At 68.9% G+C, this 17,213-nt stretch carries 15 protein-coding genes and 2 riboswitches; of the genes, 9 read left to right on the forward strand and 6 right to left on the reverse strand.

Going from position 1 to position 17,213, the window contains the following annotated elements:
- Positions 1–120: 120 nt before the first annotated feature.
- The 4 genes from ACWDA7_RS19015 to gcvT all read right to left on the reverse strand — a co-directional run bounded on the left by ACWDA7_RS19015 (position 121) and on the right by gcvT (position 4,452).
- A complete protein-coding gene (locus tag ACWDA7_RS19015) occupies positions 121–1,485 on the reverse strand; it encodes an L-serine ammonia-lyase (protein WP_450605415.1) in 1,365 nt (454 codons plus the stop codon).
- A gap of 83 nt (positions 1,486–1,568) precedes the next feature.
- Positions 1,569–2,831 (reverse strand): serine hydroxymethyltransferase, encoded by a 1,263-nt coding sequence (glyA, locus tag ACWDA7_RS19020; protein ID WP_450605416.1) that lies wholly within the window; start codon positions 2,829–2,831, stop codon positions 1,569–1,571.
- Positions 2,832–2,847: 16 nt separating this feature from the next.
- Positions 2,848–3,225: a glycine cleavage system protein GcvH gene (gcvH, locus tag ACWDA7_RS19025; RefSeq protein WP_359395051.1), complete on the reverse strand. Its 378-nt coding sequence runs from the start codon at positions 3,223–3,225 to the stop codon at positions 2,848–2,850.
- 108 nt (positions 3,226–3,333) lie between these two features.
- Positions 3,334–4,452 carry a glycine cleavage system aminomethyltransferase GcvT gene (gcvT, locus tag ACWDA7_RS19030; RefSeq protein ID WP_450605417.1) on the reverse strand — a complete coding sequence of 373 codons (1,119 nt, stop codon included), beginning with the start codon at positions 4,450–4,452 and terminating at the stop codon, positions 3,334–3,336.
- Between the two features lie 71 nt (positions 4,453–4,523).
- Positions 4,524–4,635, reverse strand: a riboswitch (glycine riboswitch).
- Positions 4,636–4,749: riboswitch (glycine riboswitch) on the reverse strand.
- Positions 4,750–4,915: 166 nt separating this feature from the next.
- Between gcvT and ACWDA7_RS19035 the strand changes: the two genes are divergently transcribed.
- From ACWDA7_RS19035 to ACWDA7_RS19070, 8 genes are all read left to right on the forward strand, one after another.
- Positions 4,916–5,590 carry an AAA family ATPase gene (locus ACWDA7_RS19035; protein WP_359395045.1) on the forward strand — a complete coding sequence of 225 codons (675 nt, stop codon included), beginning with the start codon at positions 4,916–4,918 and terminating at the stop codon, positions 5,588–5,590.
- Between the two features lie 67 nt (positions 5,591–5,657).
- Positions 5,658–6,449 carry an enhanced serine sensitivity protein SseB gene (locus ACWDA7_RS19040; RefSeq protein WP_450605418.1) on the forward strand — a complete coding sequence of 264 codons (792 nt, stop codon included), beginning with the start codon at positions 5,658–5,660 and terminating at the stop codon, positions 6,447–6,449.
- A 316-nt stretch (positions 6,450–6,765) separates the two neighbouring features.
- Positions 6,766–7,518 carry an enhanced serine sensitivity protein SseB C-terminal domain-containing protein gene (locus ACWDA7_RS19045; RefSeq protein ID WP_450605440.1) on the forward strand — a complete coding sequence of 251 codons (753 nt, stop codon included), beginning with the start codon at positions 6,766–6,768 and terminating at the stop codon, positions 7,516–7,518.
- A gap of 319 nt (positions 7,519–7,837) precedes the next feature.
- Entirely contained in the window at positions 7,838–8,845 is a 1,008-nt protein-coding gene (locus ACWDA7_RS19050) for an ABC transporter permease (RefSeq protein WP_450605419.1), read from the forward strand.
- A 69-nt stretch (positions 8,846–8,914) separates the two neighbouring features.
- On the forward strand, positions 8,915–10,711 hold the full coding sequence (locus ACWDA7_RS19055; protein WP_450605420.1) for an ABC transporter substrate-binding protein: 1,797 nt from the start codon (positions 8,915–8,917) through the stop codon (positions 10,709–10,711).
- A gap of 110 nt (positions 10,712–10,821) precedes the next feature.
- On the forward strand, positions 10,822–11,820 hold the full coding sequence (locus tag ACWDA7_RS19060) for an ABC transporter permease (protein ID WP_359395035.1): 999 nt from the start codon (positions 10,822–10,824) through the stop codon (positions 11,818–11,820).
- Entirely contained in the window at positions 11,817–12,914 is a 1,098-nt protein-coding gene (locus ACWDA7_RS19065; protein WP_361822748.1) for an ABC transporter ATP-binding protein, read from the forward strand. The genes ACWDA7_RS19060 and ACWDA7_RS19065 overlap by 4 nt, the downstream gene beginning before the upstream one ends.
- Positions 12,915–12,937: 23 nt before the next feature.
- A complete protein-coding gene (locus tag ACWDA7_RS19070) occupies positions 12,938–14,236 on the forward strand; it encodes an ABC transporter ATP-binding protein (RefSeq protein WP_450605421.1) in 1,299 nt (432 codons plus the stop codon).
- A gap of 80 nt (positions 14,237–14,316) precedes the next feature.
- Here ACWDA7_RS19070 and ACWDA7_RS19075 read toward each other — a convergent pair whose 3' ends face one another.
- Positions 14,317–14,838 (reverse strand): hypothetical protein, encoded by a 522-nt coding sequence (locus ACWDA7_RS19075; RefSeq protein ID WP_450605422.1) that lies wholly within the window; start codon positions 14,836–14,838, stop codon positions 14,317–14,319.
- Positions 14,839–15,217: 379 nt separating this feature from the next.
- On the opposite strand from ACWDA7_RS19075, the gene ACWDA7_RS19080 reads away from it, so the two are divergent.
- Entirely contained in the window at positions 15,218–15,874 is a 657-nt protein-coding gene (locus tag ACWDA7_RS19080; protein WP_450605441.1) for a trimeric intracellular cation channel family protein, read from the forward strand.
- On the opposite strand, the gene ACWDA7_RS19085 is transcribed toward ACWDA7_RS19080, so the two are convergent.
- Positions 15,783–17,009, reverse strand: coding sequence for an alpha/beta hydrolase (locus tag ACWDA7_RS19085; protein ID WP_450605423.1), 1,227 nt, complete (start codon positions 17,007–17,009; stop codon positions 15,783–15,785). The two genes, ACWDA7_RS19080 and ACWDA7_RS19085, sit on opposite strands and share 92 nt — an antisense overlap.
- Positions 17,010–17,213: the final 204 nt, after the last annotated feature.

Here is a 17,213-nt window from a genome sequence, read left to right on the forward strand (position 1 = left end):
CGAGATACCCGTCCTCCTCGCGGATGGGGACGGTCTTGGGCGTCGGCGGACCACTGAGTGGCGTCGTAGAGGCCCGGTCGAGCCGCCGCGCGGGAGGTCACCGAATCAGGGCCCGTCCCCTCAGCACTCGATGATGTTGACCGCCAGCCCGCCGCGCGCCGTCTCCTTGTACTTCACGCTCATGTCCGCGCCGGTCTCCTTCATGGTCTTGATGACCTTGTCCAGGGAGACCTTGTGGGTGCCGTCGCCGCGCATCGCCATACGGGCCGCCGTGACGGCCTTGACCGCCGCCATGCCGTTGCGCTCGATGCACGGGATCTGGACCAGACCGCCGACCGGGTCGCAGGTCAGGCCGAGGTTGTGCTCCATGCCGATCTCGGCCGCGTTCTCCACCTGCTCGGGGGTGCCGCCCAGCACCTCCGCCAGCGCGCCCGCCGCCATCGAGCAGGCCGAGCCGACCTCGCCCTGGCAGCCGACCTCCGCGCCCGAGATCGAGGCGTTCTCCTTGAAGAGCATGCCGATGGCGCCGGCCGCGAGCAGGAAGCGCACGACCCCCTCCTCGTCGGCGCCCGGCACGAAGTTGATGTAGTAGTGCAGGACCGCCGGGATGATCCCCGCCGCGCCGTTCGTCGGGGCGGTCACGACCCTTCCGCCGGCCGCGTTCTCCTCGTTCACCGCCATCGCGTAGAGGGTGATCCACTCCATCGCGCGGGACACCGGGTCGCCCTCGGCGCGCAGCTGGCGCGCGGTGACGGCGGCGCGGCGGCGCACCCTGAGGCCGCCGGGCAGGATGCCCTCGCGGGACAAGCCACGCGACACGCACGCCTGCATGACCCGCCAGATGTCGAGCAGCCCCGACCGGATCTCCTCCTCCGTGCGCCAGGCCCGCTCGTTCTCCAGCATCAGCGAGGAGATGGACAGGCCCGTCTCCTTGGCCAGGCGCAGCAGCTCGTCGCCGGTGCGGAAGGGGTACTTCAGCACCGTGTCGTCCAGCTTGATGCGGTCCGCGCCCACCGCGTCCTCGTCGACGACGAAGCCGCCGCCCACCGAGTAGTACGTCTTCGCCAGCAGCTCGGCCCCCGAGGCGTCGTACGCCCACAGCGTCATGCCGTTCGCGTGGTACGGGAGCGTCTCGCGCCGGTGCAGGATCAGGTCGTCGAAGGAGAACGCGATCTCGTGCTCGCCGAGCAGCTGGATCCGGCCGGAGGTCTTGATGTCCTCCACCCGCTGGTCGGCGGTCTCCACGTCCACGGTGCGCGGCGAGGCGCCCTCCAGGCCGAGCAGCACCGCCTTCGGCGTGCCGTGGCCGTGGCCGGTGGCGCCGAGGGAGCCGTACAGCTCCGCGCGTATGGACGCGGCCGAGTCCAGGAGGTCCTCATTGCGCAGCCGGTGGGCGAACATGCGCGCCGCGCGCATCGGGCCGACCGTGTGGGAGCTCGACGGGCCGATGCCGATCGAGAACAGGTCGAAGACCGAGATGGCCACGGTGTCTCCTCAGTACGGGGGTGGTGCGGGGGCCGGCCGGGCACCGGGCACGTCCAGTGTGCGCGGTGCCCGACCGAAGTGACTTACTTGGTGAGACCCGGGTACAGCGGGTGCTTCTCGGCCAGGGCCTTCACCCGGGCCTTGAGCGCCTCGGCGTCGTAGGACGGCTTCAGCGTCTCGGCGATGACGTCAGCGACCTCGGCGAAGTCCTCGGCCGTGAAGCCGCGGGTCGCCAGGGCGGGCGTGCCGATGCGCAGACCCGAGGTGACCATCGGCGGGCGCGGGTCGTTCGGGACCGCGTTGCGGTTGACCGTGATGCCGACCTCGTGGAGGCGGTCCTCGGCCTGCTGCCCGTCCAGCTCGGAGTCGCGCAGATCGACCAGGACGAGATGCACGTCCGTGCCGCCGGACAGAACGGAGACACCGTGCTCCCGGACGTCGTCCCTGACCAGGCGCTCGGCGAGGATCCGCGCGCCGTCGAGGGTGCGCCGCTGCCGCTCCTGGAAGTCCTCGGAGGCCGCGACCTTGAAGGCGACCGCCTTGGCCGCGACCACATGCTCCAGCGGACCGCCCTGCTGACCCGGGAAGACCGCGGAGTTGATCTTCTTGGCGAGCTCGGCCGTCGACAGGATCACGCCACCGCGCGGACCGCCCAGCGTCTTGTGGGTCGTGGTGGTGACCACATGGGCGTGCGGCACCGGGTTCGGGTGCAGCCCCGCCGCCACCAGTCCGGCGAAGTGCGCCATGTCGACCATGAGGTATGCGCCGACCTCGTCCGCGATCCGCCGGAACGCGGCGAAGTCCAGTTGACGCGGGTAGGCGGACCAGCCCGCCACGATCAGCTTCGGCCGGGTCTCCTTGGCCAGCCGCTCCACCTCGTCCATGTCGACGAGACCGTCGGCACCGACGTGGTAGGGGACCACGGTGTAGAGCTTGCCGGAGAAGTTGATCTTCATTCCGTGGGTCAGGTGCCCGCCGTGCGCGAGGTTCAGACCCATGATCGTGTCGCCGGGCTGCAGCAGCGCGAACATCGCGGCCGCGTTGGCCTGCGCGCCCGAGTGCGGCTGCACATTGGCGTGCTCGGCGCCGAAGAGCTCCTTGACGCGGTCGATGGCGATCTGCTCGACCACGTCGACGTGCTCACAGCCGCCGTAGTAGCGGCGGCCCGGGTAGCCCTCGGCGTACTTGTTGGTGAGGACCGAGCCCTGCGCCTCCATGACCGCCACCGGGGCGAAGTTCTCGGAGGCGATCATCTCGAGGGTGGACTGCTGGCGGTGCAGTTCGGCGTCGACGGCGGCCGCGACGTCCGGGTCGAGCTCGTGCAGCGGGGTGTTCAGAACAGACATGTGTGCGGGTGACTCCTCAGCCGGCGATGTGGGTGTCGTACTCATCGGCGGAGAGCAGGTCGGCCGGCTCCTCCGTGACGCGCACCTTGAACAGCCAGCCGCCCTCGAAGGGGGCGGAGTTCACCAGCGACGGGTCGTTCACCACGTCCTCGTTGACCTCCGTCACCTCGCCGCTGACCGGCGAGTAGAGGTCGCTCACCGACTTGGTCGACTCCAGCTCACCGCAGGTGTCACCCGCGGTCACCGAGTCTCCGACCTCCGGGAGCTGGACGAACACGACATCGCCGAGCGCGTTGGCGGCATGCTCCGTGATGCCGATCGTCGAGACGCCGTCCTCGGCGGCCGACAGCCACTCGTGCTCCTTGCTGTAACGCAGCTGCTGGGGGTTGCTCATGGCCTGAATTCTCCTGTACGCGGGGAGTGGTGGTGAAAGGGGGACTGCTGGAGACGTGTGTGACCAGGGTCTACGGGTGGGGTGCCACGCCCGCCCCCGGCCCAGTCTCTACTTCTGGCGCTTGTAGAACGGCAGCGCCACGACCTCGTACGGTTCATGGCTGCCCCGGATGTCCACCCCGACCCCGGGCGTGCCCGGTGCGGAGTGCGCGGCGTCGACGTAGGCGATCGCGATCGGCTTGCCCAGCGTGGGGGAGGGCGCGCCGGAGGTGACCTCACCGATCACCTCGCCGCCGGAGACGACCGCGTACCCGGCGCGCGGGACGCGACGGCCCTCGGCGACCAGCCCGACGAGGACCCGCGGCGGGTTCTGCTCCGCGCGCTCCGCGGCCCCGAGCAGCGCGGCGCGCCCCACGAAGTCGCCCTCCTTCTCGAACTTCACCACGCGGCCGAGACCGGCGTCGAAGGGGGTCAGGGAGGTGGTCAGCTCGTGCCCGTACAGCGGCATGCCCGCCTCCAGGCGCAACGTGTCCCGGCAGGACAGCCCGCAGGGGATGAGGCCGACGGGCGCGCCCGCCTCGGTCAGCGCCTGCCACAGCTTCTCGGCGTGCTCGGGGGCGACGAACAGCTCGAAGCCGTCCTCGCCGGTGTAGCCGGTGCGCGCGATCAGCGCCGGGACGCCGGCGACCGTGCCGGGCAGACCCGCGTAGTACTTGAGGCCGTCGAGGTCGGCGTCGGTGAGGGACTTCAGGATGCCGGGCGACTCGGGGCCCTGGACGGCGAGCAGCGCGTAGGCGTCGCGGTCGTCGCGCACCTCGGCGTCGAAGCCGGCGGCGCGCTCCACGAGGGCGTCCAGCACCACCTGGGCGTTGGAGGCGTTGGCGACGACCATGTACTCCTGTTCACCGAGCCGGTACACGATCAGGTCGTCGAGGATGCCGCCGTCCTCCCGGCAGATCATGGTGTAGCGGGCCCGGCCGACGCCGACGGAGGAGATGTTGCCGACCAGGGCGTGGTCGAGGAGTCGGTTGGCCTGGGGCCCGGTCACGGTGATCTCGCCCATGTGCGAGAGGTCGAAGAGGCCCGCCTTCGTCCGGACGGCGATGTGCTCGTCGCGCTCGGATCCGTACCGCAGGGGCATGTCCCAGCCGGCGAAGTCGGTCATCGTCGCGCCGAGCTCACGATGCCGGGCATCAAGGGCGGTGCGGCGCAGGGGGCTGCTGCTCATCGGTTGTGCTCCCAAGGCGATGGGGGTCCCCCGGCGCGAGCGAAGCCGAGCGTGGGGGAGGGCGAGGTCGTTCCTCCCCATCTGTCATCGGAACCTGAGAGGTTCGCCATGACTCCCGCGGCGGGTCGTCACGGCTTGCACCTTGGGTGGAGCCGTCCGAAGCGGCTCGCTTTCCAGATGTGCCTCGCCCGCGCGGTATCGGGGCCTGAGAGATTCAAGGGAGGGACTTGCTCCTTCGGCGCCCGGACGGACGTACGGCGGACGTACGCGTACCCGGGACTCTCCCGCGCGGATTCAAGCGGCCGGTATGCAGTTGGCGCGCACATCATTGCACGCATCGCCGGATGGTGGCAGGGCCGCATCCGGAACCGGCCCGCGGCGGTACGCGAACGAAATCGCGAGACGCGCACATTACCTTCTCTTTACACTCGGTGGGGAGTGACTTCCTGACCAAGGGAGGGCGATGACAGTGGACAGGCCCACGGCGTATGCCACGACCTCGGGCATCGCGGTGCCCGGGCAGCCCGGCACCCCGGCGCGGGAGGCCCGCGGACCCCGGCGGAAGGCCGTGGTCCGGGATCTGCGCGCCTGCGCGGGGCGCAGCCCGCACGGGCTCACCTTCTCGGCGGGCGACCTCGTCGTCGTCACCGGTCTGCCCGGCAGCGGCAAGTCCACGCTGATGCGGCGCGCCGTACGGGGCGTGCGGGTCGACTCCCAGGACACCCGCGACCGCTGGGACACGCGCGTGGCCCGCTTCCTGCCGTACGGGGTCTACCGTCCCCTGGTCCGTCTCGCCCACTACGCGGGTCTGCGCCGCGCCCTGCGCGCGGGCACCGGGGTCGTCGTGCACGACTGCGGCACCCAGGCCTGGGTGCGCGGCTGGCTGGCCCGGGAGGCCCGGCGCCGGGGTGGCACACTCCATCTGCTCCTGCTCGACGTCCCCCCGGACACGGCCCTTGCGGGACAGTACGAGCGCGGCCGAGGTGTCTCGCGGTACGCGTTCGTCAAGCACCGCCGGGCCACCCGCCGCCTGCTGCGCGCCGTCGAGCAGGGCCGGCTGCCCGAGGGCTGCGGCTCGGTGGTGCTGCTCGACCGGGACGCGGCGGACGTCCTGCGCCGCATCGACTTCGCGGCCTGACCGCCCCCGCACCCCTGGCGCTAGCCTTTGGGGCCACAGCAGTGGTTCTGAGCAGGCGGTAGAACAGATGGACTTCCCAGCGGATCTTCCCGCGGACTTTCCCCCACAGGCGCACCCCCATCCGCACGGCGGATGGCCGGGCAACGAACTGGAGGAGGTGCTCTCCGCCTCGCTCGGCGTGCCCTCGGCCGGCGGCCGGATCATCGAGGTCCTCGGCCGCAGCTTCGTCTGGGTGCCGCTGCCCAACGACGGCGGACCGCACAGCGGCCCCCTCGACCTCCCCACCCTTCAGATCGAGGGCCAGGCCTACGTCCCGGTCTTCAGTTCGGAGGAGCAGTTCCGCCAAGTCGTCGGCAATCACATGTCGTACACGATCGCGCCCGCCGTCGAGTTCGCCCGCGGCCTGCCCCCGCAGGTCGGTATCGCGGTCAACCCGGACGGAGTGGTCGGTGTGCCGCTGCCGCCCGACGCGGTGGCCGAGCTGTGCCGCACCGGGCGCACCCCGCTCGACGGGCTGGTGAGCGGCGGCCGTGTCCGTCTCTTCGAACCCGACTGGCAGGACGAGCCGGTGGACTTCCTCGCCGCCGCCTCGGCCGAGTTCGCGCCGACCGGCGCGGTGCTCACCGCGCGGCGCTGCCTGGCCGCGATCGAGACCGCCGACCCCGTGATGTTCATAGGCGTTGAGCTCTCCTCCTGGGAGGCTGACGCACGCAGCCTCGTGCTGGACGCGCTCGGCCGGGCGCTCGGCAAGGTGCCGGTCAAGACGCCGGTGAACATGGTGTTCCTGGACGTGGCCCAGGATCCGGTGGGGGACTGGATGCGGGAGCGGGTGCGCCCCTTCTACCAGCACGGACTGTGAACCGTCCGCAGGCTTGGCGCGGGACGCCGGACCGAAGTGGGGTGGCGCGCATCAAGTTGCTGTCAGTATGGCGCCTTAACCTGGTTTCATGGCCGCAGCGGGAGTGGCCCGCGTCCGGCCGGGTCCGGCCCGCGGCGACGCCGCAGGAGGATCCGGTCTCCCCGGGGCAAGGGAGAATGACCCGGTCGGGGCGGTGCGGCTGGAATCCGCCCGCGCCGCAGCGGAGAGATCCGTCGGGGTCGGCAGGTTCGTGGTGAAGGGGCGGTAGAGGGTGAGCGCGTCGTCGGGCACGGCCGCGGCCGGGCAGGTCGAGCACATGCTGCGCCAGGTGACGCCCGGGCGTTACGACGCCTACGAGGCGCTCCTTCACGCGCTCGCGACCCCCTCCTCCGGGCAGGTCTGGATGCTGCTCTGGCACGGCCAGGCGGGCTCGCCCGACGCCCAGTACGGGAACATGGAGGTGGCCGGCCACGGCTACGCGCCCTGCGTCACCTCCGCCCAGGAACTCTCGGCCAGCGGCTGGAACCGCTCGTACGAGGTGGTCGACGGCCTCGACGTCGCCCGCACCCTCTACCCGGACCACTACGGCCTCTGGCTCAACCCCCACGCGCCGGGCGGCGGTGTCGGCATCCCCTGGCTCGATCTGCGCCGCATCGCCACCGGTCTCGAACGCCAGCCCGCGGGGCCGCTGAGGCTGTCCGAACCGGCCCTGGAGATCCCGCAGTTCTACGCCCTCCTCACGCAGAACGCCCACCGCACGGCCGCGGTCCGCTCGCTGCGCCGGGCCTGGGTGCAGCCCGCCCACGGCGCTCCGTACCTGGTGATCGGCCTGGATGTGTACGACACCTCACCGCTCGCCGTCGACTCGGTGCGCGCGATGATGCAGCAGTCCGTCGTGGCCGTGCCCGAGGGACTGTCCGTGTCGACCGTCGCGATGTCCGACGAGTACGACCCGGTCGTGATGTGGCTGCGCGCAGGCACCCGCCCGTTCTACGACCGCGAGGCCCACGCGGCCCAGGCCCCGGCCGTGGGCGGGTACGGCTATCCGCCGGCCCGCGGGGCCTACTGAGTTCGGCACCCCGGCGTCCGCCGCCGGATCTCCTCCAGGGGGACTTCTTCGCGCGTAGAACAGGGAGGACGATCACGCTTTGGTGTGCTGTGTGCCAAATGAGGCACGTCCGACGCCCGCTACCCGCTGTCCGGATAACGGAACCCCCCAGACCTCATCACGTTTACGCATCCATTCACCGCCAAGTCTGGCAAGTGATCGCCGATGCGTTGAAGACTCCCGCTTCAAGGGGTTCGCCCCTGTGTACGACGGACTGTTTCATGCCGCCACAGCGGCAAGCGCGGGCCGGTCACCGCCGGTTGAGAGGGGTCCCTGCCAGATGACGGCACCATTGCACGAGCCGACCGCGGAAGCGGCCCCAAGTGCTGCCGAGGAAGCGGCGGTCGCCAGAGCCGACGCGAAGGCCGTACAGGGGCGTTCCCTGGGCCGGATCGCCTGGGAGCGACTGAAGAGGGACAAGCTCGCCCTCACCGGCGGGGTAGTCGTGCTCGTCCTCATCCTGGTCGCCGTGCTCGCGCCGGTGATCACCAGCCTGGTCGGGCAGGATCCGGACGCCTACCACGAGAACCTGATCGACCCGCTGTTCGGTACTCCCACGGGCTCCCTGGGCGGCATCAGCGGCGACCACCTGCTGGGCGTCGAGCCGGTCAACGGCCGCGACATCTTCGCGCGCATCCTCTACGGCGCCCAGATCTCCCTCCTGGTCGGCTTCCTGTCGGCCGTGGTCGCCGTGGTCCTGGGCACCGTCCTCGGCATCCTGGCCGGCTTCTTCGGCGGCTGGGTCGACTCCCTGATCAGCCGCGTCATGGACGGTCTGCTCGCCTTCCCGCAGCTGCTGTTCACCATCGCCCTGGTCTCCGTCATGCCGAACGACATGCTGGGCCTGTCCGGCTCCAGCGTGCGCGTGCTGGTGATGATCGTGGTCATCGGCTTCTTCGGCTGGCCCTACATCGGACGCGTGGTGCGCGGCCAGACCCTCTCGCTGCGCGAGCGCGAATACGTCGAGGCCGCCCGATCGCTGGGCGCCGGGCGCTTGTACATCCTGTTCAAGGAACTGCTGCCCAACCTCGTCGCCCCGATCATCGTGTACACGACGATGATGATCCCCACCAACATCCTCACCGAGGCGGCACTCAGCTTCCTGGGCGTGGGCGTCAAGCCGCCCACGGCCTCATGGGGGCAGATGCTCTCCAGCGCGATCGACTACTACGAGTCGGACCCCATGTACATGGTGGTCCCGGGTGTAGCGATCTTCATCACTGTTCTCGCCTTCAACCTCTTCGGCGACGGCGTGCGGGATGCGCTGGACCCGAAGGGCTCCCGCTGAACTGCCGTACCCCAAGCGTCCCGTGCCACTGACACGGGGTCTCTCATCTAAACCGGAGGATCCGAGATCGTGACTACCCAACGCACCTCAGGGCGGCGGAAGCAGGCGTTGGCCGCTGCTGCCGCGGTCGCCGCGCTGCTGACCACGGCGGCGTGCGGCGGCGGTGGCGCTGACGACAACAAGGGCTCGAAGACCGGTGCCGCCGGCTTCGACGCGGCCAACAACAAGGTCGCGCAGGCCTCCCTCGCCAAGAAGGGCGGCACGCTGCGGTTCGGTGGCGCCCAGGACGCCGACTCGTGGGACACCACGCGTGGCTACTACGGCTTCATGTGGGACTTCGCGCGCTACTACAGCCGCCAGCTCGTCACGACCAAGGCCGAGCCGGGCAAGGCCGGCGCCGAGCTGACCCCGGACCTCGCCACCGGGCTTGCCAAGGTCTCCGACAGCGGCAAGACCTACACGTACACGCTGCGTGACGGCGTGACGTGGGAGGACGGCAAGCCGATCACGTCCAAGGACGTCAAGTACGGCATCGAGCGCGTGTGGGCGCAGGACGTGCTGTCCGGTGGTCCGACGTACCTGAAGGACGTCCTCGACCCCAAGGGCCAGTACCAGGGTCCCTACAAGGACAAGTCCGCGGACAAGCTGGGTCTGAAGGCGATCGACACGCCGGACGACAAGACCATCGTCTTCCACCTCCCGAAGGCCAACTCGGACTTCGAGGACATGCTGGCCCTGGTCTCGGCCTCCCCGGTCCGCCAGGACATGGACACCAAGTCCAAGTACGGTCTGCACCCCTTCTCCTCCGGCCCGTACAAGTTCCAGTCGTACAGCCCGGGCAAGGACCTGACCCTGGTCCGCAACGACCAGTGGAAGCAGGCGTCGGACCCGGTCCGCAAGGCCTACCCGGACAAGATCACCGTCCAGTTCTTCTCGGACGCCAACCAGCTGGACCAGCGTCTGCTCAACGGTGACCTGGACCTGGACATCAACCAGACCGGCATGTCGCCGCAGGGCCGCACCACCGCCCTGAAGGAGCACAAGGCCAACCTGGACAACCCGGTCTCCGGCTACATCCGTTACGCGGTCTTCCCGCAGAGCGTGAAGCCGTTCGACAACATCGAGTGCCGCAAGGCCGTCATCCTCGGCGCCGACCACGTGTCGATCCAGACCGCCCGTGGCGGCCCGATCGCCGGTGGCGACATCGGCACCAACATGCTCCCGCCGTCCATCCCGGGCGCCGAGGGCCAGAAGTACGACCCGTTCGAGATCGCCGGCGCGAACAAGAACGGCAACGAGGCCAAGGCCAAGGAGGCCCTGAAGGCCTGCGGCAAGCCGAACGGCTTCTCCACCACCATCGCCGTCCGCAACAACAAGCCGGTCGAGGTGGCCACCGCCCAGTCCCTGCAGGCGTCGCTGAAGAAGATCGGCATCACCGCGCAGATCGACCAGTACGACGGCTCGCAGACCACCGGCATCATCGGCAGCCCCTCGAACGTGCAGAAGAAGGGCTACGGCATCATCATCATGGGCTGGGGCCCGGACTTCCCGTCCGTCCAGGGCTTCGGTCTGCCGCTGTGGGACAGCAAGTACATCCTGCAGAGCGGTAACAACAACTACGCGCTGATCAAGGACAAGGCGATCGACGGCCTGTTCGACGACTACGTCAACACGCTGGACGCCGCCGGCAAGACCAAGATCGCCACGGAGATCAACCACAAGGTCATGGAGGGCGCCTACTACATGCCCTTCACCTTCGAGAAGTTCATCAACTGGCGCGGGGACAACCTGGCGAACGTGTACACGACCGACGGCTACAGCGGCACGTACGACTTCGTCAACCTCGGCCTGAAGTCCGCGAAGTAGAACCGGCACACCCGCCGTACGGCACGAAAGGCAGGTGAAGGCCGGCGACGCGTGATCGCGGGCCACCGGAAGACCTCCGGTGGCCCGTGGTCCGCGGCGGGCCGAGAGCTGTGCTCGCTTACCTCATCAGGCGGCTGTTCGCCGCCGCAGTGATGCTCGTGGTCATCATCATGGTGGTCTTCGGCATCTTCTTCCTCGTCCCCAAGTGGGCGGGCGTGGACATCGCCACGAGCTTCGTGGGCAAGCAGGCCGACCCGGCCGCCGTCGAAGCGGTGCGTGTGAAGCTGGGGCTCTCAGACCCGATCTACGCTCAGGTCTGGGAGTTCTTCAAGGGCATCTTCGCGGGCCGCACCTACGCGGCCGGCGGTGACGTCACCCACTGTGCCGCGCCGTGCTTCGGCTACTCCTTCCGCAGCGAGCAGGCCGTCTGGCCGGTGCTGACCGACCGCTTCCCGGTGACCCTGGGCCTGGCGCTCGGTGCCGCCGTGCTGTGGCTGGTCTTCGGTGTCGCGGCGGGTGTGCTCTCCGCGCTCAAGCGCGGCAGCATCTGGGACCGCGGCGCGATGGTCGTCGCGCTGTCGGGCGTCTCCCTCCCGATCTACTTCACGGGCATGCTCTCGCTGGCGATCTTCGCCTTCGGGCTCCACTGGATCGACGCCAAGTACGTGCCGCTGGATCAGAGTTTCACCGGCTGGCTGGGCGGCATGATCCTCCCGTGGATCACCCTCGCGTTCCTGTACGCGGCGATGTACGCCCGTATCACCCGCGCCACCATGCTGGAGATCCTCGGTGAGGACTACATCCGCACGGCGCGCGCGAAGGGCCTCAAGGAGCAGGCCGTCATCGGCAAGCACGCCATGCGCTCCACGATGACGCCCATCCTGACCATGCTCGGCATGGACCTCGGCGCCCTCATCGGCGGCGCGATCCTGACGGAGTCCACCTTCAACCTGCCCGGCCTCGGCCGCGCGGTGCTGGACGCCATCAAGAACCAGGACCTGCCGATCATCCTGGGCGTCACCCTGATCACTTCTCTCGCGGTGCTGATCGCCAACCTCGTGGTGGACATCCTGTACGCCGTGATCGACCCCCGAGTGAGGCTCTCATGACCGAACTCAGCAAGACCGGAGCTGCCGTGGGCGAGCCCACCTCCGCCTCGTCCGCCCCGACCTCCTTCCTGGAAGTGCGCGACCTGAAGGTGCACTTCCCGACCGACGACGGTTTGGTCAAGTCCGTCGACGGCCTCAGCTTCAAGCTGGAGAAGGGCAAGACCCTCGGCATCGTGGGCGAGTCGGGTTCGGGCAAGTCGGTGACCTCGCTCGGCATCATGGGTCTGCACACCGCCGGCCAGTACGGCAAGCGCAAGGCGCAGATCTCCGGCGAGATCTGGCTGAACGGCACCGAGCTGCTGTCCGCCGACCCCGACCACGTGCGCAAGCTGCGTGGCCGTGACATGGCGATGATCTTCCAGGACCCGCTGTCCGCGCTGCACCCGTACTACACGATCGGGCAGCAGATCGTGGAGGCGTACCGGATCCACCACGACGTCGACAAGAAGACCGCCCGCAAGCGGGCGATCGAGATGCTCGACCGGGTGGGCATCCCGCAGCCGGACAAGCGGGTGGACGGCTACCCGCACGAGTTCTCCGGCGGTATGCGCCAGCGCGCGATGATCGCGATGGCGCTGGTCAACAACCCCGAACTGCTCATCGCGGACGAGCCGACGACCGCCCTGGACGTGACCGTCCAGGCGCAGATCCTCGACCTGATCCGCGATCTGCAGAAGGAGTTCGGCTCCGCGGTCATCATCATCACCCACGACCTGGGCGTCGTCGCCGAGCTGGCCGACGACCTCCTGGTGATGTACGGCGGCCGCTGTGTGGAGCGCGGCCCGGCCGAGAAGGTGTTCTACGAGCCCCGACACCCCTACACCTGGGGTCTGCTCGGCTCGATGCCGCGTCTGGACCGCGAGCAGCAGGACCGCCTGATCCCGGTCAAGGGCTCCCCGCCCTCGCTGATCAACGTCCCGTCCGGCTGTGCCTTCAACCCGCGCTGCCCGTACGCCGACATCCCGAAGGACAACGTCACCCGCACGGTCCGCCCCGAGCTGACCGAGGTCGGCAGCCAGCACTGGGCCGCCTGCCACATGACGCAGGAGCAGCGGGAGCGTATCTGGATCGAAGAGATTGCGCCGAAGCTGTGAGCGAGAACCCCAAGGACGCAGCGGTGACCATTCCCGCGCAGAGCGATGGTGCCACCCTCACCAAGGACGCCGCTCCCGGCGAGACCCTGCTGAAGGTGACCGGGCTCCAGAAGCACTTCCCGATCCGCAAGGGCCTGCTCCAGCGGCAGGCCGGCGCGGTGCGTGCCGTCGACGGCCTCGACTTCGAGGTCAAGGCCGGCGAGACGCTCGGTGTCGTGGGCGAGTCGGGCTGCGGCAAGTCGACGATGGGCCGGCTGATCACCCGGCTGCTCGAACCGACGGCCGGCACGGTCGAGTTCCAGGGCAAGGACATCACCCACCTCGGCGTGGGCGGTATGCGTCCGCTGCGCCGCGATGTGCAGATGATCTTCCAGGACCCGTACTCGTCGCTGAACCCGCGCCACACCATCGGCACGATCATCGGTGCTCCCTTCAAGCTCCAGGGCGTCGTGCCCGAGGGCGGCATCAAGAAGGAAGTCCAGCGGCTGCTGTCGGTCGTGGGTCTCAACCCCGAGCACTACAACCGCTACCCGCACGAATTCTCCGGCGGCCAGCGCCAGCGCATCGGTATCGCCCGCGCGCTCGCGCTCAACCCGAAGCTGGTCGTGGCGGACGAGCCGGTGTCCGCGCTGGACGTGTCGATCCAGGCGCAGGTCGTGAACCTGCTGGACGACCTCCAGGAGGAGCTCGGCCTGACGTACGTGATCATCGCGCACGACCTCTCGGTCGTCCGGCACGTCTCGGACCGGATCGCGGTGATGTACCTCGGCAAGATCGTGGAGCTGGCGGACCGCGAATCGCTGTACAAGGCGCCGATGCACCCGTACACCAAGGCGCTGATGTCGGCGGTTCCGATCCCGGACCCGAGGCGCAAGAACGCCAAGAGCGAGCGCATCCTGCTCAAGGGCGACGTCCCCTCGCCGATCGCGCCGCCGAGCGGCTGCCGTTTCCACACGCGGTGCTGGAAGGCGACGGAGATCTGCCGGACGACCGAGCCGCAGCTCATCGAGCTGAAGCCGGGGCAGCGAGTGGCCTGCCACCACCCGGAGAACTTCGAGGACCAGGCTCCGCAGGACACGGTGCTGCTGTCGGCCGCGAAGGAAGCGGCCGAACTGGTGGCCGACGAGGTTCTGGCGGAGTCCGCTGCGACATCGGCGGCGGTGGCGGCGGAGGTGGAGGCTGCGGCCGCCGCGGAGACCGCGGCTGACACGGAGACCGCGGCCGGCACGGCCTCGGACACCGAGGAGCCGGCCGAGACGCCCGCTGGGGCTGCTTCCGAGGAGACCGCCTCCGAGGAGTCGGAAACCGACGGCACGAAGTAAAAGACATTCGCTCACGCGTATGCCCCGGAAACCGCAGGACTGGTTTCCGGGGCATACGTGTCGAGGAGGCGATCCGGGGATCAGGAACTGGTCTCCCAGTAATGCCACCCTACGGAACTCGCCGGCAGTTTCGCCGTGCCCGAGGCGAGCGTCGTGACCGTGCAGTTCGGGTTTGTGCGGTTCGATTCCCAGCTGACCTGGTAGCCGTTGGAGCCGTACTGCAGATTGCCGTACTTGCGGGCGTTGATGTTGTGCGAGTACGTGTGGCCGGTCGTGACGGCCACGGACTTCGTGATGCTGCCGCTCACCGACGCCTTGGCCGAGGCGAACAGGTAGCTCGCGCTCACCTCGAGCGAGGCGGACACGCTGTAGGTGATGGTGGTGGCCCGCGTGACGGAGGCCGTGATGGTGCCGCCAGGTCCGTCCTTGAAGTACGCGCCCTTGGCCGGAAGGCGATAGGCCTTGTGCGACTTGATGAGAACCCCGTAATCGACCGGGCACGACCTCTTCGGCGTGACGACCGCGGACGCCGGTGCCGCCCCCGCGAGAACCGGCATGATTCCGGCCACGACAAGTGCGGCCAGCTTTGCTCTCTTACGCATGAGAGAGTCCCCCATGTTGAGTGGTCGGATCTCCGCTGCTGCGGAAATCGGTCAAGCGCGAGCGAGCCTATGAATTTGACAGGGTGCGGTCAATCTTCCCCTTAATTGGTTGAGGAAGAATTGAGCCTGCGGCAGTGCCGATTCAAAAGTCCCGTAAATTCTTCGAAAAAGAGTGGTGCCGAATGCGATTTTGGGTCCCGCCCCGGTGGGCGTGCCCGCTGGAGCGGCAGGGCCTTCCGGCGGGGTGGGGGCGGGGCGACGGTTCGACGGGCTGCCCGGCAGTGACTCCTGCGGCGGAGTCGGCTTTGCAACATCGGCGTTTCCGTCCTGATACCTTGCTTTGCAAGGTGCACTCGCTTCAATGAGTAAGAATATAAGGGTGCTCCAGCAACTGTTCAGCCCTTCGGTCCAGCACACGCTGGACCTCGTCGGCATCTTCGTCTTCGCGATCTCCGGCGCGCTGCTGGCCGTCCGCAAGAACTTCGACGTCTTCGGTATCGCGGTGCTCGCCGAGGTCACCGCGCTGGGCGGAGGGTTGTTCCGTGACCTGATCATCGGGGCCGTGCCGCCGGCCGCGTTCACGGACCGGGGGTACTTCCTGACCCCGCTGCTCGCCGCCCTGCTGGTCTTCTTCCTCCACCCTCAGGTGGAGCGGATCCAGGTGGCCGTCAACGTCTTCGACGCGGCCGGTCTCGGTCTGTTCTGTGTGGCCGGGACGACGAAGGCGTACGAGTACGGGCTCGGCGTCACCTCGTCCGCCGCCCTGGGCCTGGCCACCGCCGTGGGCGGCGGCGTCCTGCGCGACGTCCTCGCCAACGAGGTGCCCTCGCTGCTGCGCTGGGACCGCGACCTGTACGCGGTACCCGCGATCGTCGGCGCCACGATGGCCGCGCTGTGCATCCGCTACGAGGCCCTGACGCCCTTGACCACCGGGCTCGCGGTGGTCACCGCTTTCGCACTACGCCTGCTGGCGATGCGGTTCCACTGGCGAGCGCCGCGCGCCTGGAACCGGCGCTCCACGGTTGCCGAGGAGTAGCCGCGCCCTCGGTCCCGCCGGTCATCTGCTGGGTCAGCCAGGTGAACACGTACGGGATCTGCGGGCGCCACAGGGCCATGCTGTGGCCGCCCGCGCTGCGCGGGATCAGCACCGCGCGGACCGTGGTCGGCGGTTTGGCGATCTGCTGCAGCGCCGCGGCCGCCTGGTAGCCGTCGCCCAGCTGGCCGGACAGGTACAGGGAGACGCGAGGCGGGATGCGGTTGTCCTTGAGCAGGTAGTACGGGTTGTTCTGGCGGCGCAGCTCGAGGCTCTGGGCGGCGAGCGAGCGGCGTTCGCCGATCGGGTCGTTGTAGCCGGAAAGACTGATCGCCGCCCGGTAGCGGTCCGGGTGTGCCACCACGAGTTTCGTCGCGCAGTGCGCACCGGCCGAGTAGCCGGCGGCAGCCCAGCCGTTCGGCGCGGACCGGGCGCGGAAGTTGTCCGTGACCATCTTGGGCACGTCGATGCTGAGCCAGGTGTCGGCGTTGACGGTGCCCGGGATGTTCGCGCAGCCGGTGTCGACCTTGGCGATGAGGTTGGTGCGCGGGGCCACGAGGATGAACGGCGCCACCTGACCGCTGCGCATCAGCGGCAGCAGCTGCTCGTGCACCTTCAGCGATCCGAACCAGGCCTTCGCCGAGCCCGGGTAGCCCGAGAGCAGCTCGACGACGGGGAACTTCTTGTTCCGGTAGGCGGGCTCGTAGTACTGCGGCGGCAGCCACACATAGACCTCGGCGTCGACGCCGGACACCCGCCCCTTGAGCTGGGTGACGCGCACGCCGCCGGCCGCGTGCATGGCGGGTCCGTCGGCCCGGGTGAAGGTCTGGCGGACTTTCGGCAGGGCCTTGATCTGGATGCCTCCGGTGCCGTCCTTGCCGAGGTCGGCGGCCTGCTGCACATGGTTTCCGGTGCCGAGCAGGTCGCCCCAGTTGTCGTACAGGTTGTTGGCGTTGTTCACCAGTACGAAGACCAGGGTGACCGCTGTGGCCTGGGCGAACAGCAGCATCAGCATCCGGGCGGCGTGGCGCAGCACCACCGGGCCGCGGATCCGGGACCACAGGAGAAGCGGCAGGATGATGGCGACGGCCACGAGGGCGATCGACGTGAAGAGGAACGGCGTCCCGGTCAGGCTCATCGGCGTATCCGGCTCTTCCTGTGAACGGGCGGAACTGGCTGTACGTCTTCTCAGAGGGAAGCCGGGGGGTGCCGGTCACGGACGAGTACGGACACTTACCTAAAAATTGCCAAAACCACACCCGTGGGTGGCCGGGTCCATGCGGGGTTTCAGGCGATCGTCATGTGACGGCAACAACCAAAGCTACTGCTTAGTAATTTCCTG

This window comes from Streptomyces sp. NPDC001156 (genome assembly GCF_053598275.1).

Coding starts and splice junctions, on each gene's coding strand:
- ACWDA7_RS19085 (WP_450605423.1), bottom strand. CDS start 17,009: ATGAGCCTGACCGGGACGCCGTTCCTCTTCACGTCGATCGCCCTCGTG.
- ACWDA7_RS19050 (WP_450605419.1), top strand. CDS start 7,838: ATGACGGCACCATTGCACGAGCCGACCGCGGAAGCGGCCCCAAGTGCT.
- ACWDA7_RS19045 (WP_450605440.1), top strand. CDS start 6,766: ATGCTGCGCCAGGTGACGCCCGGGCGTTACGACGCCTACGAGGCGCTC.
- gcvH (WP_359395051.1), bottom strand. CDS start 3,225: ATGAGCAACCCCCAGCAGCTGCGTTACAGCAAGGAGCACGAGTGGCTG.
- ACWDA7_RS19040 (WP_450605418.1), top strand. CDS start 5,658: ATGGACTTCCCAGCGGATCTTCCCGCGGACTTTCCCCCACAGGCGCAC.
- ACWDA7_RS19065 (WP_361822748.1), top strand. CDS start 11,817: ATGACCGAACTCAGCAAGACCGGAGCTGCCGTGGGCGAGCCCACCTCC.
- gcvT (WP_450605417.1), bottom strand. CDS start 4,452: ATGAGCAGCAGCCCCCTGCGCCGCACCGCCCTTGATGCCCGGCATCGT.
- ACWDA7_RS19035 (WP_359395045.1), top strand. CDS start 4,916: ATGACAGTGGACAGGCCCACGGCGTATGCCACGACCTCGGGCATCGCG.
- glyA (WP_450605416.1), bottom strand. CDS start 2,831: ATGTCTGTTCTGAACACCCCGCTGCACGAGCTCGACCCGGACGTCGCG.
- ACWDA7_RS19075 (WP_450605422.1), bottom strand. CDS start 14,838: ATGCGTAAGAGAGCAAAGCTGGCCGCACTTGTCGTGGCCGGAATCATG.